This is a genomic window from Curtobacterium sp. MCBD17_003 (assembly GCF_003234885.2).
Lineage (GTDB): Bacteria > Actinomycetota > Actinomycetes > Actinomycetales > Microbacteriaceae > Curtobacterium.
In genome coordinates this window covers 2,439,494-2,463,058 of sequence record NZ_CP126275.1, presented here as the reverse complement: position 1 = coordinate 2,463,058, position 23,565 = coordinate 2,439,494, and the positions used below count along the sequence as shown (strand labels likewise).

Sequence of the window (23,565 nt, the reverse complement as noted above, 5' to 3'; positions counted from 1 at the left end):
GGCCACACACACGGGAGTCCGCGACCTGCGGGCTGAGAGGGAGCGAACGGCGCTCCGACCGTCGAACCTGATCCGGGTCATGCCGGCGCAGGGAGGAGTCACCATGCGCGAGCGCGCGTCCACGCCCATGCCCACCGCGACCGGCTCCGCCGCGACCGGCCCCGCGGCGACCGGCCCCGCGGCGACCGGCTCCGCCGCGACCGGCTCCGCCGCGACCGGCCCCGCGGCGACCGGCCCCGCCGCGACCGGCCCCGCCGATCGGGCAGCCGACCCGGCCCTCCAGACCGGCAGCGCCGCTGTCACCGACGGAGCCCGGCAGCCCTCCCGTCGCCGTTTCCGGTGGCGCGTGGTCGACATCGTCGTCGCGAGCGTCCTCGGGGTCGCGGCGGGTCTCGTCTTCACACTGTGGGACCTCGGCTACTCCCCGATCAGCGTCGGACTCGGTCTGGTCCTCCCCGGGTCGCAGTCCCTGGTCGGCGGCGTCTGGCTGTTCGCTGGCGTGCTCGTCGGCGTCGTCGTCCGGAAGCCGGGCGCGGCGCTCTACGGCGAGGTCGTCGCCGCGAGCGTCGAAGCGCTCGTCGGCAACGAGTGGGGCGGCTGGCTCACGCTCGTGTCCGGGCTCGTGCAGGGCCTCGGCGCCGAGATCGTCCTCGCGCTGTTCCTCTACCGCGTGTACCGAGCGCCGGTCGTCGTCCTCGCGGGCGCCGCTGCCGGGCTCGCCCTCGGGATCAACGACTCGGTGCTCTGGTACCCGGCGTACGCACTCGCGTTCAAGGTCGTCTACATCGTCTGCGCGATCATCTCGGGTGGCGTCATCGCCGGTGGCGGATCCTGGCTGCTCGTCCGCGCGCTCGCCCGCACGGGCGTGCTCAGTGCGTTCGCTGCCGGCCGGGAGGCCCGTCGCCGCCCGCAGCGCCCCTCCCGGTCCTGATGCCCACCGCCGCCACCGACGGACGGACGCGCCCCGCGGCGATCCGGTTCCGTGGCTGGGGGCGTCGGTACCCCGACCGTGACGTCTGGGCCGTGCGCGGCGTCGACCTCGACGTCCGGCCCGGGGAACGCGTCGCCGTGGTCGGCGCGTCCGGCTCGGGCAAGTCGACGCTCCTCCGGGCCGTCGCGGGGGTCCTCGGTGACGACGACGCGGACGGCACGCAGCCGGGTGACGTCGGCGCGGGCGTCGAGGAGGGCGGCGTCCTCGTCGACGGGCAGGACCCGCGCCGCGTGCGGGGCCGCGTCGGGCTCGTCATGCAGGACCCCGAGGCGCACACCGTGATGTCGCGCATCGGCGACGACGTCGCGTTCGGCCCCGAGAACCTCGGCGTCCCGCGAGCCGAGATCGGTCCGCGCGTCCGCGAGGCGCTCGCGCTCGTCGGACTCGACCTCCCGCTCGACCGCTCGACCTCGGCGATGTCCGGCGGGCAGCGGCAGCGCCTCGCCCTCGCCGGGGTCCTCGCGATGCGGCCCGGGGCACTCGTGCTCGACGAACCCTGCGCGAACCTCGACCCCGACGGCGTGCGGCAGGTCCACAACGCCGTTCGCGACGTCCTCGTGGCCACCGGGGCCACCCTCCTCGTCGTGGAGCACCGCATCGGCACCTGGCTCGACCTCGTCGACCGGCTCGTGCTGCTCACGCCCGGCGGTGGGATCGCGGCCGACGGGGCGCCGGAGGAGGTGCTCGCCCGGCACGGCACGGCGCTCACCGCAGCGGGCGTCTGGGTGCCGGGCGCGGAACCCGACCCACGTCCGCTCCGGACCGGTGGGGAACTGCTGCTCCGGGCCTCGGGGCTCGCGACGGCTCGAGGGCGTCGCAGCCCCGTCGGCCACGACATCGACACCGAGGTCCGCACCGGCCGCGCGCTCGGGGTGACCGGACCGAACGGTGTCGGCAAGTCCACCCTCGGACTGACGCTCGCGGGGCTGTTCCCGCCGGCCGGCGGCGTGCTCGCGGCGTCCGACGCACTCGCGGCCGGTGCGGGGCCGGTGCCCTCGCGGTGGTCGAGCCGCGACCTCGCCGCCCGGGTGGGGACGGTCCTCCAGGACCCCGGCCACCAGTTCGTGGCCCGCAGCGTCCGCGAGGAACTCGCCGTCGGACCGGTCGCCACCGGGCTCGACCGCCACACCGTCGACGAGCGCGTCGACGCGGTGCTCGCGGCGTTCGGCCTCGACGCCCTCGCGGACGCGAACCCGTTCACGCTCTCGGGAGGCGAGCAGCGCCGACTCGCGATCGGTACCGCGATCGTGGCGCGGCCGCCCGTCGTCGTCCTCGACGAACCGACGTCCGGCCAGGACCGCGCGACCTGGCAGGCGATCGTCGACCGGCTCACGGAGCTGGCGGACGCCGGGTCCGGCATCGTCGCCGTGACGCACGACGCGGCGCTGCTCGGCGCCCTCGGCGCCGACGAACTCCGGCTCGCACCAGCGCGCGTGGAAGCGGGTGCCTGGTGATCGCGCTCGACGGACCGCCGACCGCCGAGCGGCACGGCCGGGGGCCCCTCGACCGCGTCGCCCCCGTGGCCTCGCTGCTCGGGGGCGTCGCCCTGGCCGTGTGCCTCGTGACGACCCTCGACGTCGTGTCGGCCGCGGTGGCGCTCGGCCTCGAACTCGTGCTCCTGCGGATCGTCCGGGTGCCCGTGCGGTCGCTGCTCCTCCGCGCCGCACCGGTCCTCGTCGCGGCACCCGTGGCCGGGGTGAGCATCGCGCTCTACGGACGCGCATCGGGCCGCACCTGGTTCGACCTCGGGTTCGCCCACGTCACGGACGGCTCGCTGGTGCTGGCGATCGCCACCGTGCTGCGGCTGCTCGCCATCGGGCTGCCCGCGGTCGCGCTGTTCGCACGCGTCGACCCGACGGACCTCGCCGACGGCCTGGCGCAGGTCCTGCACCTGCCCGCGCGGTTCGTGCTCGGCGCGCTCGCCGCCGTGCGGATGACGACCCTGATGCGCGAGGACTGGCGGCAACTCGCCATGGCCCGACGTGCCCGGGGCATCGCCGACCGCGGCCGGGTGCGGCGTGGCGCGTCGATGGCGTTCGCCCTGCTCGTGCTCGCCCTGCGCCGTGCGACGACGCTCGCCGTCGCCATGGAGTCGCGCGGCTTCGGTGCCCCCGTCCGGCGCACCTGGGCCCGGCCGGTCCGGTTCGGGGGAGCGGAGTGGGCGATGGTCCTCGTGTGCACCGCGGTCGGCCTCGTCGCGATCGCCGCCGCCGTCGTGGCGGGGACCTGGCACCGTGTGTGAGGGCCAGGACGCCCGCGCGCCGCTGGGTGCCGGTGCCTCGTGGCCCGCGCCGGGCGCCGGGGTCCCGGCGACGGCTCGCTTCGTCGACGGCGAGGGGCGCCCGGTGGACGTCCGCGCCCTCGTCGATCGCATCCGTGCCGCAGGCAGCGGTGTCGGCACCGGTGCCACCCGCGCGAGTGCCGGGCGCACGGCTCCGGCATCGCGCGTGGTCGTCCTCGTCGACGGCCGGTCCGGCACCGGCAAGACGGCGCTGGCGGACCAGCTCGCCGCAGCCGTGCCCGCGCAGGTCGTCCACCTCGACGACGTCTACCCCGGCTGGGACGGACTCCGGGCCGCCGCCGACGCCGTGGTGCGGGACGTGCTCGCGCCGCCGGACGCGACCGGACGCCCGGGATGGCGGCGGTGGGACTGGGCGGCGGGCCTCCCGGCCGGATGGGTGTCGGTCGCACCCGACCAGGACCTCGTCGTCGAGGGGTGCGGCGCGCTGTCCCGGGCCGCGTCGGGCATGGCGACGTTCCGGATCTGGCTGGACGGCGAGGACGACGCGCGCCGCCGTCGGGCACTCGACCGCGACGGTCCGGTCTTCGCGCGGGAGTGGGACCGGTGGGCCGCGCAGGAGGCCGCGTTCATCGCCGAGGAGCAGCCACGGGAGCAGGCTGACGTCGTGCTCCGGATCGCCGAGCCCGACGCGGGTCAGTCCCAGCCGAGCTCGTGCAGCCGATCGTCGTCGATGCCGTAGCAGTGCGCGATCTCGTGGACGAGGGTCGTGTGCACCTCGTCGCGGAGCTGCTCCTCGGTGTCACAGGACGCCAGATGCGCGAGCCGGAACACGACGACCCGGTCCGGGAGCTCCCCGAACCCGTACCGGTCCCGCTCGGTCACCGCGACCCCGTCGTAGCGGCCGAGGAGGTCCTCCCCGTCCTCGGGGGCGTCCTCGACGACGAACGCCACGTTCTCCAGCCCGTCCACCATCTCGTCGGGGAGCCGGTCGAGCTCGTCGACGACGAGGTCCTCGAACCGCTCGGGCGACATCTCCATCACGGCACGATCGTCGCACGGGGCGCAGAACCGTGCATGCGTCGGGGACGCGCGGTCACGCCTCCCAGACGGGTGCGACGTACCGTTGTCCCCACCCGTCGCGCATGCGGGTGATCGCGCGGTCGAACGCGCCGAGCAGGTCGATGCTCGGGCGGACCATGGCCTGGAGCTGCAGGCCCTCGTAGAGCGCGATGAGCTGCTCCCCGCCGCGAGCCGGCTGCATCGTCTGCGGTTCACGGCCCGCCTCGATGTCGTCCACGAGGCTCTGCTGGATCACCAGGTGGAACTGCCGGTAGCGGTGCTGCAGCATCGGCGCGAGCGCGTGGCCCGGCGTCGCCGCGATGCTGAGGAGCGCGACGAGGAACCGCATGAGCGACGGCTCCGCCGCGTTGTCCGCCATGATCGCCCGCACAAGCCGGATCGTGCCGTGCGACCGCGCGGTCGGGAGGAGCGGGGTCATCCGTGCGCTGTTCCACCGGTCGAGCGTGGCCAGGACCAGACCGTCCCAGGACGGGAAGTGGTGGCGGAGCGCCTCGAGCGTCAGGCCCGCCTCGGCGGCGACCGCCTCGGCCGTCACCTCGTGGAAGGCCGTCGTCTGGAGGACGCGGATCATGCCGTCGATGATCTGGACCCGCGAGTCGGCGGCGATCTGCCGGTCGGCCTGCGCGGCGTCGGAGGCCGTGTGCTGGTCGGTGCCGCGGGTGCCGGGTTCGTCCGCGCCGAACTCGTCGGTGTCGTGCGTCTGGCTACGCAGCGTCCCGAGCGGCAGGTGCAGGTGGCTCTGGATGTCGGTCACGGGCTCCTCGCGGTGTCGCCGGGCGGACGCCTCCGGACGGCTCCGCTCGTGCTCCCATTCGACCGCCTCCGCGCGGTCGCCGCCAGGCCCAGAACTGGGGCGGCTGCGCCGGTTCCGCGACGTCCGTCGCGTACCGCTGCCCGGTCCGCTCACGCGACCACGGTCCTCCAACGACGAAGCGGATGACCGGTGTGAACCACCGCGGCCATCCGCTTCGTTCTCGGGGTGAGTAACGGGGCTCGAACCCGCGACCTCCTAGACCACAACCAGGCGCTCTACCAGCTGAGCTATACCCACCATGTCGCGTCCGGGGCGTGGAACGCGGCTCACCGATTGTAGTACACACGGGAGGCCCGGCGAACCACCGCCTGCGGGTCGCGCCCGTCATCCGGCCGGGCCACGCGCATAGAATCGGCCTCGGCCCGCGCCTGCGAGGGATGCGGCGACGAGCACGACCACGACGGGACTGGCAATGACGGGCACGATCCACGACGACATCACCCAGGCGTTCGGCAACACGCCCCTGGTCCGCCTCAACCGGTTGCCCCGTCCCGGCAGCGCCGAGGTGCTCGCGAAGCTCGAGTTCTACAACCCCGGTGCGAGCATCAAGGACCGACTCGGTGTGGCGATCATCGACGCCGCCGAGGAAGCCGGCGACCTGCAGCCCGGCGGCACGATCGTCGAGGGGTCGAGCGGCAACACCGGCATCGCCCTCGCACTCATCGGAGCAGCGCGCGGCTACCGGGTCGTCATCACGATGCCGGACACCATGAGCATCGAGCGTCGCGCCGTCATGCGTGCCTACGGTGCCGAGATCGTGCTCACGCCCGGGTCGGAGGGCATGAAGGGCGCCGTCGCTCGCGCCGCCCAGATCGTCGACGAGACCCCGGGAGCCGTCCTCGCGCACCAGTTCGAGACGGCCGCGAACGCCGCGATCCACCGGCGGACCACCGCACAGGAGGTCCTCCGCGACACCGACGGCAAGGTCGACGTCTTCGTCGCGGGCGTCGGCACCGGCGGGACGATCACCGGCGTCGGGAACGTGCTCAAGGAGCAGGTGCCGGGCGTGCAGATCGTCGCCGTCGAGCCGGCGGACTCCCCACTGCTCACCAAGGGGACCGCGGGGCCGCACAAGATCCAGGGGATGGGCGCGAACTTCATCCCCGAGGTGCTCGACCGCTCCGTGATCGACGAGGTGTTCGACGTCGAGCTCGACGACGCCCTGCGCGTGGCCCGTGCCCTCGCCACCGACGAGGGCATCCTCGCGGGCATCTCGTCCGGCGCCATCATCCACGCTGCGATCGAGATCGCCGCCCGGCCCGAGAACGCCGGCAAGCGCATCGTCGCGATGGTGTGCGACACCGGCGAGCGGTACCTGTCGACCGTGCTGTTCCAGGACCTGGTTGCGTGACTGACCGTCCCGGAGGCGTCGTTCGGCGCGGCGGGTCCGTGGCTCGGGGCGCGTCTGCGGTTGGTGCGGGTGCTGGTGCTGGTGCTGGTGCTGGTGCTGCGGGTGCGGGTGCTGGTGCTGCGGGTGCGGGTGCGGGTGCGGGTGCTGGAGCTGCGGGCGCTGCGGGTGCGGGTGCTGCGGGTGCGGGCACTGCGGGTGCGGGCGCTGCTGGTGCTGGTGCTGCGGGTGCTTCCGGTGCTGCGGCTTCCGGTGCTCGACACCGGTCCGAGGTCCCGGCGCCCGAGGCAGCGGCGGAGACCCCGGGCGTCGCCGTTGACAATTCAGGAAACGGGGTGCTTCCCCGGGTCTCCGGCTCTCGGACCCGCGTCGGCATCCTGAATCGTCTGCGCGAGGACGTGGCCACCGCCCGGCGCAACGACCCCGCGGCGCGCGCCGACGGTGAGGTCGCGGTGCTGTACTCGGGCCTCCACGCCGTGTGGGGGTACCGGATCGCGCGGCGCCTGTGGCGAGCTCGCGGTCTGCCCGGATCGCGTTTCGGGGCCCGGCTGCTGTCGCAGCTGGTGCGGACGGCCACCGGGATCGAGATCCATCCGGGCGCGCGCATCGGTCGGCGGTTCTTCATCGACCACGGCATGGGAGTGGTGATCGGCGAGACGGCGGTCATCGGCGACGATGTACTGATGTACCACGGCGTCACCCTCGGCGGGAAGGGCGGCGGCCAGGGGCAACGGCACCCGCGCATCGGCGACCGAGTGATGCTCGGTGCGGGCGCGGTGGTCCTCGGTTCGATCACCGTCGGGTCTGATTCGGTGGTGGGAGCGGGAACGGTCGTGACGCATGACGTGCCTCCCGGCTCGCTGGTCACGGGCCAACCCGGCGTCGCGCGTCCGCGTCGGCGCTGACGGGGTGGCTGCTCGCAGCCGGGGGCCGGTTCCGCTCAGCGGCAGGTGATTGCAGTGCAGCTGGCGACGGAAGGGCTGCGTGAGCGACGGGAGGGGCCGGGAGGCGGCGAACACGCTCACACGGTGCTTCGCGCGCACCCGATCGTGCCGGCCCTCCGTGTACGGGGCTCGGTATCGCGGCTACCAGGTGGGTGCGGGGAGGGGACCGCTGCGGCGGAGGTGCCACCGTCGCCGAGCACCGGGCGTCTCCCGCACCGCGCGCACCCATGCTGAACGGCGCCCGTGCGAGCGCGTCCTCGAGGCTCGCTCGACGGCGGCGACCACTTGCGGCCAGAGCGTCGCGATCATCCGCGCGGACACCCGAAGCGGGACCAGACCTGACGCGGCGATCGTGAGGTCCTTCCGCCGGTCTCGCTCGAACGTGGCCTCGTGGAAGGCACGACCGTCGATCTCGAGTGCGACAGCGCCGTTGACGAGGAGGTCGACGCGTTCGCCGGTCGGGAGAGGGAGTTGGGGACGGACGGCGTGGCCCGCTCGGCGGAGTCTGGTCCTGGCGATGCTCTCCGGGTAACTGTCGCAGCGGGGATCCGCCCAGTCGAGGACGCCGCGAGCGTCTTCCGGGAGCGAGCCGACCGCGGCCAGGACGTCGCCGCGCGTCAGTGCGCCGGAGTGCATGGCCCAGTCGAGCAGTGCGACGGCCTCGTCGAACGGAGCGTCCACGATCGCGCGGGCGAGTGCGTCACGAGGATGGACTGCCCACTCCGAGCCGCGGTCCTGCACCCGCGGCGGGTCGTACACGACGCGGACACCACGTCGGGGCCGGAGACGGGCGGCGTTCCGCGGAACGGAGACCGTGATCGGCGCCGGTGTGCGGCGCCCGTCAGCGCTCCATGGCAGCAGCGGGGCCAGTGCGATGAAGCCGGTGAGCCGGCCCCCGACGCGGACGGCGACGAACCGTGGGTCCTCGGGCGCCCAGGTCGAGTACCACCCGCGGCGCGGGCGGCGGACGGTGCCGGTCCTGACGGCAGCGGTCAACTGTCGGTCGCACACTCCTGCGCCGACCAGGTCGCGTCGGTGCAGGAGCCCGCCCGCTGCGGAGACGAGGTGTTGGACGTGGTTCATCTCGTCGATGGTGCCGGGTCGCCTCGGCTTCGTGCTCGCTCCCGGAGGAACCCGGGGATGACCGCCGTGTCGACCATGCTGTGGAGGGGACACAGAGCGCGGGCTTCGTTGCTCGCTCAGGAACGGGCCTCCCGGTTCCGGCCGTTCCGGCGGTCTGGAGGCCGTTTTCCTGACTTGTCGACGATGAGATCGGCTGGCCGGCTGGCTCGCGGCCCGGCCGGGCCGCCCGGCGGGGCGAGCGGCGATGGCGGCGGGGCGGGGTGGTGGCGGCCGTTGTGCGGGCACGCGGGGACGGTGTGACGGGCGGGCACAGTGTCCGCGGGTGTCGGCCGGTCCGGCGGCAGACGGCGCGAGCAGGCGGGGCGTGCGACTCCAGAGCGCGGGTGAGCGATGGAGGAACGTCGCGAAGGGCCGGGCCAGCGTCGGTGGTGTGCGGCAGGGTCGGGGCATGGACGGGCCCGGACTGCACGCGACGGCATTGCGCGTCGCCGCGGGGCTGCCGGCCGTGACGCAGGGGCAGCCGTTCGGCGAGGGAGCTGAGGTCTTCAAGGTCGTCGGCAAGGTGTTCGCCATCGTCAGCGAGCTCCGCGGCACTCCTATCGTCTCCCTGAAATGCCGGCCGCCACACGCAGCGGCGCTCGTTCGGGATCATCCGGAGATCACGCCCGGGTACCACCTGAACAAGCAGCACTGGATCACGGTCGCGCCGGGTGCGGGGGTCGACGAGGTCCTGGTGGAGGATCTGGTCGGCAACTCGTACGACCTCGTGGTCGTCGGGTTGCCTCGGCATCGGCGGCCGCTGGACCCCTGGCGCCGCGGGGACGTCGGGGACCTGCGGCCAGCTCCCGACAGCGCGGGATGAACCGAGTCGCGTCGGGCGTCGGCTCCCGAGTGGGCGGGCGGGTCCTCCGTGCGTTCGTGACCGTGCCGTCGTGACCGTGCTGTCGTGACCGTGCCGTCGTGACCGCACGTCAGAGCGAGGCCGGGACCCCCGAGAGCACCTTCCGGGCGACCGCCTCGATCTTGTGCGGGAGCCCGCGGCCGCCCTCGAGGAGCACGACCGCTTGATCCCGCCCGAGGCCGGCGAACACATCCGCGACTGTGATGCCGTGTGCAGGCCGGTCGAAGCGCTCGATCCGATCACCGACTTGGACGGCTCCGGACCGGACCACGCGCAGGTAGGCGCCGGTGCGGTTGGCGTCCGTGAAGGTCCGCACCCACTTGTCCACCTTCATGCGGCGAGCGAACGTCGCGCACGGGACCCGCGGCAGCGTCACCTCGAGCACGAGACCGTTGCCGACCCGCCAGCGCTCGCCGACCACGGCGGTGCTGACCTCGATCCCGCTCGTCCGGAGGTTCTCACCAAACAAGCCAGGCTCCACCGGACGCCCGAGCACCGTACTGAAGTAGGCCGCGTCCTCGTCCGCGTACGCGTAGACGGCCTGGTCTTCGCCGCCGTGGTGCTTGCGGTTCGCCTGGACGTCGCCGTGGAGGCCGAGTGGACGCACCCGCAACGGATCGGTCACCGGCCGCTTGTCGATCGCTGTCACGCCGACCGTCCCGGAGTCCGGGATGAGCTGGTGCACGCGGCAGACGGCCGTGACGAAGGGCATGTCGCCATCGTTCCGCCATCCGGGCTCACGATCAACCTCGCGGCGTTGCCGACACCGCCGGCAGGGCGGGCGTTGTCGACGCTGCGGACAGAGCGAGCGTGGCTGTGGCTGTGGCTGTGGCTGTGGCTGTGACGGTTGCAGTCGGCAGGGAAGGCGTCTCCGCCGCGCACGCGGCCCGCGCTCCGGTCAGCTGACTCGACCGGACGCCGGAGCGACCGCTCGCGCCCGACCCCGGCTCCGGACCCCGCTCGTGCCGCGGCCCTGATTCCGGTCCGCGACCTCGAGCGTCACGACGATCGCCGCCAACAGGATGGCGGTCAGCACCAGCGAGAGCTGCGGGAGGAACGCGCTGAAGCCGGCTGCCAGGGTGAGGACGACCACGAGGGCGCTGGTGGGCCTCCCGAGCGTCGGCCGGAGCGCGAGCGCCCAGACGGCGAGCACGAACGCGGCGACCGGCACCGAGATGGTCGCGGCGGCCGCAGCTGGAGCGAGGCGCGCAGTGCCTTCGCTGGCGGCGATCGCCACCTCGATCCCGGCTGGCATCGCGGCGGCGGCAGCGAACACGACGTAGTGACCGTAGCCGAAGGCCAGAGCCCTCGGCAGTGAGGTGATCCGGTCGTGCTGGCTGCGCGCGAAGGAGATCCACCACATCGCCGCCACGATGACGAGACCCGCGCCGGCCAGGGCCAGCAGGGGCCCGATGCGCTCCGACGCCGCCAAGGCCCCGATCACCGCGTTGGCGCTCGCGACCAGGCCCTCGCCCAGGACGATGAGCGTGAAGAGGCTGTATCGCTCCGCGATGTGCCGGGTGTGCCACGGGGTGGTGTCCGTGCGCTCCGCGACGACGGGGACGGCGAGCTCGGCGACGACGAGCAGGAGGAACGTCAGGGTCGACGCGAGATCGGCCAACACCGTGACGCGGAGGACCCAGAGCACCTGCACCACGGTGATCCCGACGGCGTACTCGAGCGCGGTGCGGCGGTACCGCGTGTGCGCCGTCGCCGCCCGGAGCCACTGACTCACCATGGCGAGGCGCATCACCACGTAGCCCATCGTGGCGACGAAGTCGTCACCGCGCTCGATCGCCGGTCCGATGCCGGCCGCCAGGACGAGCACGCCGGCCATCTGCACGAAGGTCGTGACGCGGTAGAGCCAGTCGTCCGTGTCGAACGACGTGGCGAACCACGTGAAGTTGACCCAGGCCCACCAGATCGCGAAGAACACGAGGACGTAGCCGGTGACTGCGTCCGCGAGTTGACCACGCACCTCGAGGTGATGCAGGTCCGTCGCCGCGAAGGACACTGCGACGACGAACACGAGGTCGAAGAACAGCTCCAGCGGACTGGCTGCTCGGTGGGCTTCGGTCGGGTCACGGGGCACCATCCGCCGCAGGCCGGCGGCAGGCCACCGTCGCGTCGGGCTGTTCGGGATCGTCACGGTGTCATAGTGGCAGCGCCGGGGGCGGTGCAGGGGTGGCGGAACGTGCCGCCGTGGACACCGCGGCACGGCGACGACCTGTGGAGGAAGCGCCGTAACATCCGCCCGCCAGGAGGCCCGACTCGCGTCAAGCCTGGGAGGTCGCCGCCGGCACTGCGGCGAGCGCCTCGCCGGAGACGGTGTCACTCAAGGCCCCGCCGCCAGCCCGGCCGCTCGCGGTCCCGCCGCCAGCCCCGCCGCTCGCGGCCCCGTCGCTGGCTGCGTGCGCGGAGTGCACCGACCCAGTTGGCGCGGCGGAACGACCGGAGCGCGCGGGCATGGGCTCGACCTGTGCGACCCGCTCGAGCGCGTCGAGTGCCCCCGCGATGGCACGCAGGTCGCCGTCGTCGAGATCAGCGAGCAGCTGCGACACGATGCCCGCGCGTTCGTGGCGTGCCTCGTGCACGGCTGCGACACCCGCGCGGGTGGCGGTGATGACGGACGCGCGGCCGTCGAGTGGATCCGTGACCCGTTCGATGAGCCCGCGCGCGTCGAGGTCGCTGAGCACCCGCGTCATCGTCGGCTTCGTGACGACCTCGTGTCGGGCGAGGTCGCCGGGCCGCAGCGGACCGAGCCGCACGATCGTCGACAGCGCCGACAGCAGGCCGTAGCTCAACGCGCCGGTGCCGGGCCGTGCCCTCCGATTGATGCGTCCGACCGCCACGGCCAGGCGCGCGGCGACGTCGCCGCGGTCGATCGGGGTCTCGGTCATGCACGCGCTCCGTCGGTCACCGGGTCCTTGGTCGTGGCGATGGTACCGGTGTCGCCGTCGGCGTGCACGTATCGCTTGCCTCGGATGAGCGAGGCGACGGCGGCCACGACGGACATGATCGCGGCGGCGGCGAAGACCACGACGAGTCCGTGGTGGAACGGCCCGGAGATGAGCTGCGGGAAGAACTCCTTGCCCGTGAGGGTCGCGGCGTCGACGCCCGGACGATGCAGCACCCCGGACGGCCCGAGCAGGTTGCCGATCGGGTTGTACCCGAGGAACGCAGCGAACAGCGAGCCCACGGGCGGGGTCTGGCCGATCTGCTCCGCCACCGTCGAGGGCACGCCGTGGGCGCTGAGGCCCCGCGTGAGCGTCGCCGGCAGCGTGGTCGACAGTCCGGCGATCATGAGCGAGAAGAAGATGCCGATGGACAGCGAGGTCCCGGCGTTCTGCACGGTGCCCGCCATGCCCGATGCCGCACCGCGCTGGTGTTTCGGCACGCTGTTCATGATCGCGCTGCGGTTCGGTGCACCGAACATGCCGGAGCCCAGCCCGCTCAGACCGGTGATGATCGCGAACAGCCAGTACGGGAAGTCGACCGGGATGAGCAGGAGCGCGACGAACGTGCCCGCGACCACGACGAGTCCGGTGGTGGCGAAGGCACGTGCGCCGAACCGGTCGGACAGGGTCCCCGAGAGCGGCCCCGCGATGAGGAAGCCGATGGTGATCGGCAGCATGTAGATGCCGGCCCAGAGCGGCGTGTCCTCGTAGGAGTAGCCGTGCAGCGGCAGCCAGATGCCCTGCAGCCAGATGATGAGCATGAACTGCAGGCCGCCGCGACCGACCGAGGCGAGCAGACCAGCGAGGTTCGCCATCGCGAACGCCCGGATGCGGAACAGCCCGAGGTCGAACATCGGCTGGGCGGATCGGAGCTCGATGACGACGAACGCGATGAGCATGAGCACGCCGAGACCGATCGCTCCGTCGACCCAGGGGTTGGTCCACCCGGTCGCGCTGTTCCCGTAGGGCTGGATCCCGTACGTGATGCCCGCGAGGACCGCGGTGAGTCCGGCGGCGAACGTGAGGTTGCCCGGGATGTCCAGTCGCCCGGGGTTCTTCGTCCCCACCTCGTGCAGCGACTTGTAGGACCAGATGGTGCCGATGATGCCGATCGGGACGCTCACGAAGAAGACCGCCCGCCAGTCGACCACGGCGAGCAGACCGCCGACGATGAGGCCGATGAACGACCCTGCGATCGCCGCGACCTGGTTGATGCCGAGCGCCATGCCGCGCCGGTGCGCCGGGAACGCGTCGGTGATGATCGCCGTCGAGTTGGCGAACAGCATCGCACCGCCCACACCCTGCACGAGTCGCCAGATGATGAGCCACATGGCTCCGGATCCGCCGGTCCAGGGGTCGAGCGCCAATGCCACGGACCCGAGCGAGAACACGACGAACCCGAGGTTGTAGATGCGAACCCGGCCCAGCATGTCGCCGAGTCGCCCGAATCCGACCACGAGGACGGCGGTCACGAGCATGTAGCCCATGAGCATCCAGAGCAGGTAGCTCACGTTCCCCGCGCCGAGCGGGTTCAACCGGATGCCCTTGAAGATCGCGGGCAGCGAGATGATCACGATCGACGAGTTGATGGTCGCCATGAGCATGCCGAGCGTGGTGTTGCTCAGCGCGATCCACTTGTAGTGGGGGTGGTCCTTGGTGAACAGGGCCGGGCGGGCTGTGGTCAACGTGCTGCCTCCGACACGATTGGTTAGCTGTTGTGAACCAATCATACGGCCGGGAGGCCCGGGTCGACCTCCCGAGGCGACGTCACCTCGAGCAACCGTCACGCCGGGAGCAGATGCACCGCCTCGGTCGCGAGTTCGGCCGCGATCGCGTCTTCTGCGGCCGTCGCCGCCCGGAGAGCGCGCAACTGCTCCGTCATCCCCGCCCAGTCCACGAGCCGATCGAGGTCCCGTAAGCGGAGGCGGAAGGCCAGTCCGTCCATCGTGTCGCGACACACCCGCACCAGCGAGGCGTTGCCGCAGGCGTCGACGAACATCCCGAACAGGGCCAGCGCGTCACGGTTCGCCCCGAGGACGTCGTGGTTCGCCATCTCGACGATCGTGGTGTCGAGGGCGGCGAGCACCCGAGCACGTTCCTCGCCGGACAGTCGTGGCACCGCGAGACGCACCACACCACCGAGGAGCACCCCCAAGGTCTGGAGGGCCTCGATCACCTGGGTGGGATCCGGCCGCGTCACGCGGGTGTAGCGGTTCGGCGCCATCTCGACGAGACCGGCGCGGGCGAGCTGACTCAGGGCCTCCCGGATGGGGGTGCGGGACACACCGAGCCAGGCGATCAGGTCCTCGTCGTTCAGGCGCTCGCCCGGCTCGAGAGTGCCGTCCATGATGGCCTCGTGGATGCGCTCGCGGACGGTGTCGCGGAGGAGCCGGTGATGCGCGGGTGGCGTCACGGGAACGGGTATGGCGGATCTCCCTCGTCGGGTTCGAGTACCGCGATGCTACCTGATATGTGACGTGGCGGATGCTGATGTCACCCGCCGAGCAGGTCCAGCGTCACCCGGTCCTCCTCGCCGCCGTACCAACGGTCCAGCACGGCGCGGAACGGTGCCGCGTCCTCCGCCACGTGCGCGAACAGCGTCATCGAGGACCGGAGCTTCACCGCGTCGATCTCACCGAGCAGCGCGATCGCGTCGCGGGCGGGCGCTTCTGCGACGACGGTCGCCGCGGTGCGCAGGCGTGGACCGAGGACGGCATGCGTGAGGTAGGCCCGTGCCTCCCGCTGCGAACCGATGGCGAACCGCACGGCGGTCGCGCTCTTGCCGAGGCCGGCGATCTGCGGGAACACGAACCACATCCAGTGCGAGCGCTTGCGGCCGGCGCGGAGTTCGGCGAGCGCCTGCTCGAAGACGCCGGCCTGCGCGCGCGTGAAGCGCTCGAGGTCGAAGGGGTCGGCATCCTCGTCGGTGGTGCTCATCGGACGAGGCCTCCCCATGCGTATTCGACGTCGACGCCGTCCCCGACGAGCAGACGGTCGGGCACGCGGTCGAGCAGACGGGGGAACCCGACGACGTCGGGCAGGTCGCCGCGGAGTTCCTCTGCCCGGGCGGCACGCAGCTGCCAGGGAGCGTGCGAGCGCCGCCACCACGACGTGACGCCGAGGTGGCGGGCGTGGACACCCGGGCGGTGCGTGAGAGCGACCGACAGCGCGTCCGGGGTGACCCCTCCGGCAGCACGGACCCGGACCGACGCTGACGCGCCGCCGTGCCGTCGGCGGGTGCGGTGGGCGAGGACGTCCCCGTCGCGCCGTGATCCCGCTCGCGCTGCCGTGTAGGGCACGCCGATCCCGATGCGCGCTGCGAGCACGGCCGGCACGTGTTGCGTGTCCACGGTCAGGTAGGTCGTTCCGTGTCGACCGGCGTCGTCGACGGTGGGCACCTCGACGGTGATCTCCGTCAGGCGACCGAACGGCCCGGGCGGCGGCAGCGGCGGCACCGTGGTCCGGCGGAACTCGTACGCCGTCAGTGACACCCATGCGCTCCCGTCGATCCGGTCCGGCTCGGTCCGCGGTGGCACGAGGCTGGCCACCGTGTCCGCGTCCATCCGCCAGGACGCGAACACCACGTCCGCCCAGCGGTGCGCGGTGACGGCTCGGTGCGGGAGCGGCGCGGCCGTCTGCGCCACGAGGACGTCGGCGAGGGCGTCGAGCTCCTGGGGTCCGTTCGTCATGGCCTGCTGTCCATCCCGACGCGGAGGCCCCACCGCACGAGGGGCACCTGCAGCGGGAGGCGCAGCAGGGCCGCCACGCGCATCCGTCGCTGCGAGCGCGGGTCGTCGAGCAGGTCACGCGCCATCTTGAGGTTCGCGGGGAAGACCGCGACGAAGAGCGCGGCAGCCGCGAATCCGCCGATCCGCCGGGTGCGTGGCACCGCCAGCGCCGCCGCCACCGCCACCTCGGCGACGCCCGAACCGATCGTCGTCGCACGAGTCGGCAAGGCCTCCGGCACGATCCCGTCGTACACACGGGGACGGAGGAAGTGGGTCACGCCGGCCCCGGCGAGCAGGATCGCGAGTCCGCGAGCCGTCGTGGCCGCGCGGCGCGCGCGTCGTGTTCGTCGCATCAGGCCATCCTGGACCGGTCGGCTGTGCTGCATCGGAATCCGAATCGGCCCGTGCGAGCGGGGCGGCCCGAGCGAGCGGGGCGGCCCGAGCGACCGGGGCGGCCCGAGCGACCGGGGCGGCCGGAGCCGCCGCGGCGCCCGGAAGGCACGGATTCCGCTGCGCAGGTCACGTCAGCGCTGTCGCCACGAGGTCGAGCACCACATGGGCGATCTCGGCCTTCGATCCCGACGCCTCGCGCACCACGTCGCCTCCGGCAGCCAGGACCTCGACGGCGTTGTGGCCACGCTCGAACCCGTGGTCCCAGCCGACCCGGTTCACCACGAGCAGATCGGCGGGCTTGCGGGCCAGCTTGTCGCGGGCCAGGTCCAGGCGAGCGGCGCGGTCGGGCTCGGTCTCGGCCGCGAACCCGACGACGAGCTGGCCCGCACGGCGCGCCGCCACGAGGTCGGCGAGGACGTCGGGGTTCCGGACGAGTTCGAGCGTCAGGTGGTCGCCCGCGTCCTCTTTCTTGAGCTTCGATGGTCGGACCTCGGCCGGACGGAAGTCTGCGACGGCCGCCGTCATCACGACGACGTCAGCGGCCACCGCGGCGGCGTGGACGGCATCGGCGAGCTCGAGGGCGGTGCCCACCCGGATGACCTCGACCGGGAGTGCATCGGGCGCGTCGTCCATGGCCGCGAGCACCGCGTCCTCGATGTTCGCCGCCACGAGGGTCACGACGGCTCCCCGGCGCGCTGCCTCGGCCGCGATCGCGACTCCCTGCCGCCCGCTCGAGCGGTTGCCGATGTACCGCACGGGGTCAACCGGCTCACGGGTGCCGCCCGCACTCACCACGACGTGGTTGCCCGACAGGTCCCCGCGTCGGGCGTCGGGGTGCACCGCGGTCTCGGGCGCGGTGGGCGACTCGTCGACATGGGGGACGGGAGCGGTCGGTGTCCACCCGTGGCGGGCCTCCCGGCTGTCGGCCGCGGTGGTGACCGTCGTCGCAGCGGACGGCTCGTCGCGTCCACGCGTTCCGCTCGCGGGCAGGACGGCGAGCGCTGCCGCGACGATGTCGTCGGGCTCGCTCATGCGCCCGATCCCCGAGTCCTCGCCGGTGAGCGGCCCGTCCTCCGGACCGACGACGTGGACGCCCCGCTCCCGCAGGGTGGCGACGGACGCGCGGGTTGCGGGGTGGTCCCACATCTGCGGGTGCATCGCTGGCGCCACGACGACCGGTGCTGTCGTCGCGAGCAGGGTCGTTCCGAGCAGGTCTCCGGCCAGTCCCGCCGCGGTCCGTGCCAGGAAGTTGGCCGTGGCCGGTGCGACGACGACGAGGTCCGCGCGGCGGCCGAGCGCGACGTGGCGGACCTCCGCGACCTCCTCGAACACGCTCGTCGACACGGGGTTACGGCTGATGGCCTCGAGTGTGGGCAGTCCGACGAAGCGCAGTGCTCCTTCGGTCGGGACCACGTGGACGTCGTGTCCGAGCCGTACGAACGCCCGCACGACTCCGACGGCCTTGTACGCCGCGATGCCGCCGGTGATGCCCACGACGATCGTCCGGCGCTGCTCGGACTGTGACACGGTCGACCTCCGCTCTGGCGGGGCCGATCCCCGCCCGGCCGACGGTACCAGCGGGCAGGGAGCGGCAGGCCGTCCTCCACAACGCATCGCTCTCTCCACAGTGGGCGCTGCGTCACGCGTCCGCTGAGCCTGGGCAGGGGCGTTCGGGCGCCATCGCGTCCACATGCTGTTCGACGTCGAGGCGAGTCCACAGGTGGCCAGGCGAGCCCGGGACGTCGTGGGGCGGGTGCGATGATCGACGCGTGTGCACCGTCGTCGTCCGGGTCGAACCCGACACCGCGTGGCCGGTCACCCTGCTCGCACTGCGGGACGAGGACCCGTCCCGTCCCTGGGACCCCCCACGCGCCTGGTGGCAGGACCGCGGCGACGACGTGGTCGGTGTCCGGGATCGGACGGCAGGGGGCGCGTGGCTCGCAGCGTCCGCTCCTCGCCGAGCCCTCGCGGTCGTCCTCAACCGCGCCGAGCCCGTGCCCGCGACGGACGGCGGTTGGGCGACGCGGGGGTGGCTTCCGCTCGACGCCGTCACGGGGGCCACCCGGGCGGGCGAGCGGCCGACCGAGCGCTCCTACAACCTGGTCCACGCCACGCCGCAGGGGGTGCGCGTGACGTCGTGGGATGGTGCACGCGTCCTCACGCGAGGACTCGGACCGGGCGTCCACGTCGTGACGGAAGGCGCTCCGGACGACGTCGCGCTCCCACGGATCGCTCGGTGGCTCGATCCCTTCCGCGACGCATCGGCTCCGGTCGGCCCGCCACCGTCGATCGAGCCACTCCTCGCGGCGGAGGCGCCGACGACGGGGCTCGGGGCCGATTGGGAGGACTGGTTCGCAGTGCTCCGTTCGGGTGCCGACGTCGCGCCGGACCGACCGGACGCGATCCTCCGTGACGATCTCCGCGCCGACGGCCGATTCGCGACCCTGTCGGTCGTCGCCGCGGCCGTCGGACCGTCCGGCGTGGTCCTCGAGCACGCGCGGTTGGCGACGCCCGGGAGGCTCGGCACGCGTTCCTGATGCTCCCGCGCCTTCCCGTCGCATCGCGGAATTCTGGCGTACCGAACCGGTTGTAGGATCATGCAAACGCATTGATCCGTCTGGAGGACTTCATGGGTGGCAGCGCATTCGGCAACATCAGCGGTGGTGGCGCGGGACCCGGGCGTCCGGTCGACGTCCCGCCCGCGGCGCCGGACCGGGTCGGAGCGGTCCAGCTCGGGCTCGACACGTTCGGAGACGTGACCGAGACGACCGCGGGTGTCCGTCTGACCCAGGCCCAGAGCATCCGCAACGTGGTTGAGCAGGCGGTCCTCGCCGACCAGGTGGGCGTCGACTTCATCGGGGTCGGTGAACACCACCGCGTCGACTTCGCCGTCAGCGCACCCGAGGTCGTCCTGGCGGCCATCGCCGCGCGCACCGAACGGATCCACATGGGCTCCGCGGTCACGGTGCTGAGCTCCGACGACCCGGTGCGGGTCTACGAGCGGTTCGCGACCGTCGACGCGCTGTCCAACGGGCGCGCCGAGGTCGTGCTCGGCCGCGGGTCCTTCACCGAGTCGTTCCCGCTCTTCGGATTCGACCTCGCAGACTACGAGACCCTCTTCGAGGAGAAGCTCGAGCTCTTCGCCGAGGTCCTCAAAGAGGGACCGGTCAGCTGGTCCGGCACGAAGCGCGCCCCGCTCCACGAGCAAGAGGTCTGGCCGAAGACCGAACACGGCCGCATCCCGACGTGGATCGGAGTCGGGGGTTCGCCGCAGTCCGTGATCCGGGCGGCGAGCTACGGGTTCCCGCTGTTCCTCGCGATCATCGGCGGTCAGCCCGCTCAGTTCGCACCGTTCTCGCGCCTCTACCGACAGGCGCTCGACCAGTTCGAGCTCCCGCAGCAGCCGATCGCCATGCACTCGCCAGGGTTCGTCGCAGCGACGGACGACGAGGCGGCCGAGCTGTTCTACCCGTACCACAAGGACGTCACGGATCGGCTCGGACGTGAGCGCGGGTGGCCGCCCTTCGACGAGTCGCAGTACCGCGCTGGCCTGTCGGCGGGCGGTTCCCTCTACGTGGGATCGCCCGAGACGGTCGCGAAGAAGATCGCGCGAAACATGCGCATCCTCGGGGTCTCGCGCTTCGATCTCCGTTACAGCACCGGTCGACTCCCGCACGAACACATGATGCGGTCGATCGAGCTGTACGGCACGAAGGTCAAGCCGCTCGTCGAGGAGATGCTCGCTGAGGAGGTCCCCGCGGTCTGACCGAGGCGCCACGGGCCTCCCTGGAATGGTGATCAGTGACCAAACCCGGAGGCGGAGGGCACCGAACACAAACCAGGGGCGAGCCGCGTCGAGCTGTGTCATGCAGACGGCCGTCCGCTCGTGCCCGCGTGCACCGGATCCGATGACCCGAACTCGGGTCCGGTGCGCCTCCTCCCGTACGGCGGATGTGACAACGCGGCGGCGGTGACCCTCGTGCGTCCGTCCGGCCGCGCCCCGCGGCGCCCCGGTAGCATCCAGCGATGGCCCGCACGTCCAGCCGACGAGACCGCTCAGCGCGCGAGGAGCGGTTCCGCGGACGGATCCTCGGCGTCGGGACCACGTCCGGGCACCGCATCGTCGTCGGGATGTGGCAGGACTCCCCGTTCCGGCACTTCACCGACGTGTTCGTCGAGTTGCCCGACGGCAGCAGCCTGCTCCTGGCGCCGGACGAACTCGTCGAGCGGTACGTGTCGAGCACCTACCGGTTCGACGCGACCCGGGTCGTCGATGTGCACCTCGTTCGAACCACACGTGGCCTGGAGCTCGACGCCGGACCGCTCCACCTCGAGGTCACCGTCGGCGCGATCACACTCCTCGGCCGGTTGCTCCGGCTCGTTCCGCGGAGGATCGCCACCGATCCCCGATGGCTGGCGATCGTCGATCCGGTCGCGCGCCTGCTGGTGCGCGGGGCGGGGACCGCGGGTTCTGCCGGGGGAGGCCGGCGTGAGTACTACGGCGTGACCGGCGCTCATGCGGTGACCGCGGTGACGGGCACGTGGGACGGCGCTGACCTCGGCACCCTGACGCCGCTCGACCCGCCGGTCCGGTTCGGCTTCGCCTCCATGCCCGCCACGCCCCAGGTCGTCGACGTCGAGACCGTGATCCGCGGGCCGGGCGTGGGGACCGACTGACTCGCCGCACGCCCGGGAGGTCCGGGGGAACTCCGCCGGTGACACCCCCGACCGAGCAGACCGGATTCAGGAGGATCGGTGCCGGGCTGGTGTCGAGCCTCCCGGCTGACGCGGTTTTCCTGAGTTGTCGGCGCTGCCGAGGAGGCGGGGCGACGGGGTCAGGCGCGGCCCTGCCGGCCGTTCCGTGGCGTCACGTGGGTTGGTCTCGACGCGCCGCCTCGGCTGATCTGCCGCCTGTGGTCGACGGTTCAGGAGGATCGGTGCTGGGCGGGTGCTGGGCCTCCCGGCTGGCGTGGTTTTCCTGAGTTGTTGGTTGATCTGCCGCCTGCGGTCGAGGGTTCAGGAGGATCGGTGCTGGGCGGGTGCTGGGCCTCCCGGCTGGCGTGGTTTTCCTGAGTTGTTGGTTGATCTGCCGCCTGCGGTCGACGGTTCAGGAGGATCGGTGCCGGGCGGGTGCCGAGCCTCCCGGCTGGCGCGGTTTTCCTGAGTTGTCGGCGCTGCCGAGGGAGGGGGCCCAGATCAGCACAGACGACAGCCGCGCCTCCAGGAACCGCGGTCCCCGGCGCCGCACCCCGCGAGCCGCACCCCGCGAGCCGCGAGCCGCGGAGCCGCGCCGGCGGGGATCCGGGCAGCCACCCCGTCAACCGACCGCGCGCGCCTGCCCGACGAGCACGACCAACACCACCACGAGGCCGACGAGGACCATCGCGCCCTCGAGAGCCGCGAGCGTCGCGAGCCGGTGCCGCACGTGCCGGACGGCGAACCGCACGACGAGCATGGCGACGAACAGCGCGAGCACGAGCACGAGGCCGGTCCATCCCACGGCGGGCACGAGCAGCCCCATGAGCCACATCACGAGCCCGACGACGATCGCGGTGATGGCGCCGACCACGACCCAGATCGTGCCGTCCGAGGTCGTCAGGGCCGGCTGGTTCCGGACCAGGGTCGGGTCGTCATCGTGCGGACCGGTCATGGCCGGGACCGTACTCCCGACGCCGTCGACCGGGCACAGATCCCCGAGTCGGTGGACCACCGCCAGCGGGCCGGTCCGCGTCCGCCTCGGCCTACGGCGGCCCCATCAGCCACAGCACCGCGATGAGCACCGGCTGCCCGACGAGCGCCCCGCTGACCATGATCCATCGTGCCCACGGCCGCGCGACGAGTTCGGGCGACCCCGTCAGCGGCGCGAGCGGCATGAGGAGCCGCGGGGTCGAGGCCATGGGGATCGACACGGCGAACACGTACAGCGCGTACGCGGCCGCGAACACGACGGTGACGAGCCCGAGCTCGCGCGTGGACCGCCGGGACAACCACACGCCGTACGCGACGGCCATGGCGATGACGAGCAGCACCCCGCCGACACCGACCCAGCGGGCCGCGGTGAGGAACCAGGGCGAGAGCGGCACGAAGTGCACCCGACCGATGAAGTTGACCCACCACGACATCTCGGTGTCGAGGTACGCGTTCGGCCGGCCGGTGGCATGCGACGCGATGACCGGCCACGCCACACCTGCGGCGGCGGTGACGAGTCCGGTCCCGATGACGGTCAGTCGCTCGCGCACGGGGAACGACCCGCGGTCGCGGACGTACCGGACGAGGGCGACCACCCCGAGTGTGAGGGGGATCGCCAGCTCGCCGGGACGGGTGAACGCCGCCACCACCGAGAGCAGGGTGAGTGGCAGGTACCGCCGCCGCTGCATGGCGAGGAGGGCACCGAACACGAGCGCCAGGAACATGCTCTCGGCGTACCCGACCTCGAGCAGGAACGAGAGCGGCCCGAGGCAGAAGAAGAACACGGCCCACAACGCGGCGGTGCCGCCGGCGCGCTCGCGGACGAGCGCGTGCAGCAGGTATGCGGCGACGAGGCCGGCGATGGTGGCGATGAGCGGCGCGCCGATCCGGAACGGGAGGCCCGTGGAGGCCGTCAACATCCGGATCGTGAACGGGAACGCCGGCAGGAACGCCCAGTTGTTCTGCATGACGTGCCCGAGGGCGTCCGTCGGGAGCACGGACGGGTACCCGTGCAGGGAGATGTCTTCGTAGTACTGGCCGTCCCAGCTCGTCAGGAACGTCAGGAACCCGTGGTCGTTCCCGCGGATGGCGTTCGCTGGCTGCGCCCGCACGATGAGCGGGTACACCAGGGCGAGCCACGTGGTCGACAGCATCCGCGACGCCGCGAACAGGACGAGGATCGCCGCCCATCCGGGTGTGCTGACGGCGAGGTCGGCGAGGCGGTTCCGGGAGGGACGGGCGACGACCGAGACGGCGGCGGGCCGAGCGGGGCGCTCGAGTTCGTCGGGGCCCCTCATGCAGCCACCTCACCGCGGGCGGGTGGCACCCTCCGAGCAGACCTCACGCCGCCACGATAGACGGCGTTCCTGGGGGGACCGCCGGGGCACGCGCGTCG

At 72.6% G+C, this 23,565-nt stretch carries 25 protein-coding genes, 1 tRNA gene and 1 riboswitch; of the genes, 11 read left to right on the top strand and 15 right to left on the bottom strand.

The window, feature by feature from the left end:
• Position 1 precedes the first annotated feature (1 nt).
• Positions 2–111: riboswitch (TPP riboswitch) on the top strand.
• The 4 genes from DEI88_RS11660 (at position 104) to DEI88_RS11645 (ending at position 3,972) form a co-directional block, all read left to right on the top strand.
• On the top strand, positions 104–931 hold the full coding sequence (locus tag DEI88_RS11660; RefSeq protein WP_349775198.1) for an ECF transporter S component: 828 nt from the start codon (positions 104–106) through the stop codon (positions 929–931). Its footprint overlaps the riboswitch before it by 8 nt.
• Positions 931–2,445: an ABC transporter ATP-binding protein gene (locus DEI88_RS11655; RefSeq protein WP_111071282.1), complete on the top strand. Its 1,515-nt coding sequence runs from the start codon at positions 931–933 to the stop codon at positions 2,443–2,445. The genes DEI88_RS11660 and DEI88_RS11655 overlap by 1 nt, the downstream gene beginning before the upstream one ends.
• The gene (locus tag DEI88_RS11650; protein WP_258374912.1) at positions 2,442–3,233 is read left to right on the top strand and encodes an energy-coupling factor transporter transmembrane component T family protein; all 792 of its coding nucleotides are present in this window, start codon (positions 2,442–2,444) and stop codon (positions 3,231–3,233) included. The genes DEI88_RS11655 and DEI88_RS11650 overlap by 4 nt, the downstream gene beginning before the upstream one ends.
• On the top strand, positions 3,226–3,972 hold the full coding sequence (locus DEI88_RS11645) for a nucleoside/nucleotide kinase family protein (protein ID WP_258374913.1): 747 nt from the start codon (positions 3,226–3,228) through the stop codon (positions 3,970–3,972). The genes DEI88_RS11650 and DEI88_RS11645 overlap by 8 nt, the downstream gene beginning before the upstream one ends.
• Here the strand turns inward: DEI88_RS11645 and DEI88_RS11640 are convergent.
• From DEI88_RS11640 to DEI88_RS11630, 3 genes are all read right to left on the bottom strand, one after another.
• Positions 3,927–4,271 carry a metallopeptidase family protein gene (locus DEI88_RS11640; RefSeq protein ID WP_111071283.1) on the bottom strand — a complete coding sequence of 115 codons (345 nt, stop codon included), beginning with the start codon at positions 4,269–4,271 and terminating at the stop codon, positions 3,927–3,929. The genes DEI88_RS11645 and DEI88_RS11640 overlap by 46 nt on opposite strands.
• Positions 4,272–4,326: 55 nt before the next feature.
• Positions 4,327–5,067, bottom strand: a complete 741-nt coding sequence (locus tag DEI88_RS11635) for a TetR family transcriptional regulator (RefSeq protein WP_111071284.1) — start codon at positions 5,065–5,067, stop codon at positions 4,327–4,329.
• Positions 5,068–5,291: 224 nt separating this feature from the next.
• A tRNA-His gene (locus tag DEI88_RS11630) sits at positions 5,292–5,364 on the bottom strand.
• 175 nt (positions 5,365–5,539) lie between these two features.
• Between DEI88_RS11630 and cysK the strand changes: the two genes are divergently transcribed.
• The 3 genes from cysK (at position 5,540) to epsC (ending at position 7,380) form a co-directional block, all read left to right on the top strand.
• Positions 5,540–6,478 carry a cysteine synthase A gene (cysK, locus tag DEI88_RS11625; RefSeq protein WP_111027591.1) on the top strand — a complete coding sequence of 313 codons (939 nt, stop codon included), beginning with the start codon at positions 5,540–5,542 and terminating at the stop codon, positions 6,476–6,478.
• 69 nt (positions 6,479–6,547) lie between these two features.
• Positions 6,548–6,856: a hypothetical protein gene (locus DEI88_RS11620; RefSeq protein WP_181441163.1), complete on the top strand. Its 309-nt coding sequence runs from the start codon at positions 6,548–6,550 to the stop codon at positions 6,854–6,856.
• 17 nt (positions 6,857–6,873) lie between these two features.
• Entirely contained in the window at positions 6,874–7,380 is a 507-nt protein-coding gene (epsC, locus tag DEI88_RS11615; protein WP_258374914.1) for a serine O-acetyltransferase EpsC, read from the top strand.
• Positions 7,381–7,560: 180 nt separating this feature from the next.
• On the opposite strand, the gene DEI88_RS11610 is transcribed toward epsC, so the two are convergent.
• Positions 7,561–8,502: a putative endonuclease domain-containing protein gene (locus DEI88_RS11610; RefSeq protein ID WP_111071285.1), complete on the bottom strand. Its 942-nt coding sequence runs from the start codon at positions 8,500–8,502 to the stop codon at positions 7,561–7,563.
• Between the two features lie 448 nt (positions 8,503–8,950).
• Between DEI88_RS11610 and DEI88_RS11605 the strand changes: the two genes are divergently transcribed.
• Positions 8,951–9,364, top strand: coding sequence for an MmcQ/YjbR family DNA-binding protein (locus DEI88_RS11605; RefSeq protein ID WP_111071419.1), 414 nt, complete (start codon positions 8,951–8,953; stop codon positions 9,362–9,364).
• A 109-nt stretch (positions 9,365–9,473) separates the two neighbouring features.
• Here the strand turns inward: DEI88_RS11605 and DEI88_RS11600 are convergent, their stop codons facing one another.
• From DEI88_RS11600 to DEI88_RS11560, 9 genes are all read right to left on the bottom strand, one after another.
• On the bottom strand, positions 9,474–10,115 hold the full coding sequence (locus tag DEI88_RS11600; protein WP_111071286.1) for an MOSC domain-containing protein: 642 nt from the start codon (positions 10,113–10,115) through the stop codon (positions 9,474–9,476).
• Positions 10,116–10,301: 186 nt separating this feature from the next.
• Positions 10,302–11,552 carry a low temperature requirement protein A gene (locus DEI88_RS11595; protein WP_258374915.1) on the bottom strand — a complete coding sequence of 417 codons (1,251 nt, stop codon included), beginning with the start codon at positions 11,550–11,552 and terminating at the stop codon, positions 10,302–10,304.
• 127 nt (positions 11,553–11,679) lie between these two features.
• Positions 11,680–12,303 carry a MarR family winged helix-turn-helix transcriptional regulator gene (locus tag DEI88_RS11590; protein WP_181441164.1) on the bottom strand — a complete coding sequence of 208 codons (624 nt, stop codon included), beginning with the start codon at positions 12,301–12,303 and terminating at the stop codon, positions 11,680–11,682.
• Positions 12,300–14,045 (bottom strand): MFS transporter, encoded by a 1,746-nt coding sequence (locus DEI88_RS11585; protein WP_258374916.1) that lies wholly within the window; start codon positions 14,043–14,045, stop codon positions 12,300–12,302. The genes DEI88_RS11590 and DEI88_RS11585 overlap by 4 nt, the downstream gene beginning before the upstream one ends.
• A 98-nt stretch (positions 14,046–14,143) precedes the next feature.
• Positions 14,144–14,773 carry a GntR family transcriptional regulator gene (locus DEI88_RS11580; RefSeq protein ID WP_502866969.1) on the bottom strand — a complete coding sequence of 210 codons (630 nt, stop codon included), beginning with the start codon at positions 14,771–14,773 and terminating at the stop codon, positions 14,144–14,146.
• 80 nt (positions 14,774–14,853) lie between these two features.
• Positions 14,854–15,297: a DUF1810 domain-containing protein gene (locus DEI88_RS11575; protein ID WP_111011616.1), complete on the bottom strand. Its 444-nt coding sequence runs from the start codon at positions 15,295–15,297 to the stop codon at positions 14,854–14,856.
• Positions 15,294–16,049 carry a DUF2071 domain-containing protein gene (locus DEI88_RS11570; RefSeq protein ID WP_111071290.1) on the bottom strand — a complete coding sequence of 252 codons (756 nt, stop codon included), beginning with the start codon at positions 16,047–16,049 and terminating at the stop codon, positions 15,294–15,296. The genes DEI88_RS11575 and DEI88_RS11570 overlap by 4 nt, the downstream gene beginning before the upstream one ends.
• Positions 16,046–16,441, bottom strand: coding sequence for a DoxX-related protein (locus DEI88_RS11565; protein WP_111011614.1), 396 nt, complete (start codon positions 16,439–16,441; stop codon positions 16,046–16,048). Before DEI88_RS11565 ends, DEI88_RS11570 begins: the two co-directional genes overlap by 4 nt.
• Before the next feature lie 166 nt (positions 16,442–16,607).
• Entirely contained in the window at positions 16,608–18,008 is a 1,401-nt protein-coding gene (locus DEI88_RS11560) for a bifunctional phosphopantothenoylcysteine decarboxylase/phosphopantothenate synthase (RefSeq protein WP_258374917.1), read from the bottom strand.
• A gap of 242 nt (positions 18,009–18,250) precedes the next feature.
• Here DEI88_RS11560 and DEI88_RS11555 point away from each other — a divergent pair, with 242 nt between their 5' ends.
• From DEI88_RS11555 to DEI88_RS11545, 3 genes are all read left to right on the top strand, one after another.
• The gene (locus tag DEI88_RS11555; protein ID WP_111014096.1) at positions 18,251–19,018 is read left to right on the top strand and encodes an NRDE family protein; all 768 of its coding nucleotides are present in this window, start codon (positions 18,251–18,253) and stop codon (positions 19,016–19,018) included.
• Positions 19,019–19,089: 71 nt separating this feature from the next.
• The gene (locus DEI88_RS11550) at positions 19,090–20,247 is read left to right on the top strand and encodes an LLM class flavin-dependent oxidoreductase (protein ID WP_258370230.1); all 1,158 of its coding nucleotides are present in this window, start codon (positions 19,090–19,092) and stop codon (positions 20,245–20,247) included.
• 260 nt (positions 20,248–20,507) lie between these two features.
• On the top strand, positions 20,508–21,158 hold the full coding sequence (locus tag DEI88_RS11545) for a hypothetical protein (protein WP_111071292.1): 651 nt from the start codon (positions 20,508–20,510) through the stop codon (positions 21,156–21,158).
• 640 nt (positions 21,159–21,798) lie between these two features.
• Here the strand turns inward: DEI88_RS11545 and DEI88_RS11540 are convergent.
• Positions 21,799–22,131, bottom strand: a complete 333-nt coding sequence (locus tag DEI88_RS11540; protein ID WP_146244130.1) for a hypothetical protein — start codon at positions 22,129–22,131, stop codon at positions 21,799–21,801.
• Positions 22,132–22,222: 91 nt separating this feature from the next.
• Positions 22,223–23,467: a mannosyltransferase family protein gene (locus DEI88_RS11535; RefSeq protein ID WP_111071294.1), complete on the bottom strand. Its 1,245-nt coding sequence runs from the start codon at positions 23,465–23,467 to the stop codon at positions 22,223–22,225.
• Positions 23,468–23,565 lie beyond the last annotated feature (98 nt).

Bases quoted from the DNA above. Each gene is read 5' to 3' on its own strand.
- DEI88_RS11660 (WP_349775198.1), top strand. From the start codon at position 104: ATGCGCGAGCGCGCGTCCACGCCCATGCCCACCGCGACCGGCTCCGCC.
- DEI88_RS11655 (WP_111071282.1), top strand. From the start codon at position 931: ATGCCCACCGCCGCCACCGACGGACGGACGCGCCCCGCGGCGATCCGG.
- DEI88_RS11640 (WP_111071283.1), bottom strand. From the start codon at position 4,271: ATGGAGATGTCGCCCGAGCGGTTCGAGGACCTCGTCGTCGACGAGCTC.
- cysK (WP_111027591.1), top strand. From the start codon at position 5,540: ATGACGGGCACGATCCACGACGACATCACCCAGGCGTTCGGCAACACG.
- DEI88_RS11610 (WP_111071285.1), bottom strand. From the start codon at position 8,502: ATGAACCACGTCCAACACCTCGTCTCCGCAGCGGGCGGGCTCCTGCAC.
- DEI88_RS11605 (WP_111071419.1), top strand. From the start codon at position 8,951: ATGGACGGGCCCGGACTGCACGCGACGGCATTGCGCGTCGCCGCGGGG.
- DEI88_RS11600 (WP_111071286.1), bottom strand. From the start codon at position 10,115: ATGCCCTTCGTCACGGCCGTCTGCCGCGTGCACCAGCTCATCCCGGAC.
- DEI88_RS11590 (WP_181441164.1), bottom strand. From the start codon at position 12,303: ATGACCGAGACCCCGATCGACCGCGGCGACGTCGCCGCGCGCCTGGCC.
- DEI88_RS11575 (WP_111011616.1), bottom strand. From the start codon at position 15,297: ATGAGCACCACCGACGAGGATGCCGACCCCTTCGACCTCGAGCGCTTC.
- DEI88_RS11570 (WP_111071290.1), bottom strand. From the start codon at position 16,049: ATGACGAACGGACCCCAGGAGCTCGACGCCCTCGCCGACGTCCTCGTG.
- DEI88_RS11565 (WP_111011614.1), bottom strand. From the start codon at position 16,441: ATGCGACGAACACGACGCGCGCGCCGCGCGGCCACGACGGCTCGCGGA.
- DEI88_RS11545 (WP_111071292.1), top strand. From the start codon at position 20,508: ATGGCCCGCACGTCCAGCCGACGAGACCGCTCAGCGCGCGAGGAGCGG.
- DEI88_RS11540 (WP_146244130.1), bottom strand. From the start codon at position 22,131: ATGACCGGTCCGCACGATGACGACCCGACCCTGGTCCGGAACCAGCCG.
- DEI88_RS11535 (WP_111071294.1), bottom strand. From the start codon at position 23,467: ATGAGGGGCCCCGACGAACTCGAGCGCCCCGCTCGGCCCGCCGCCGTC.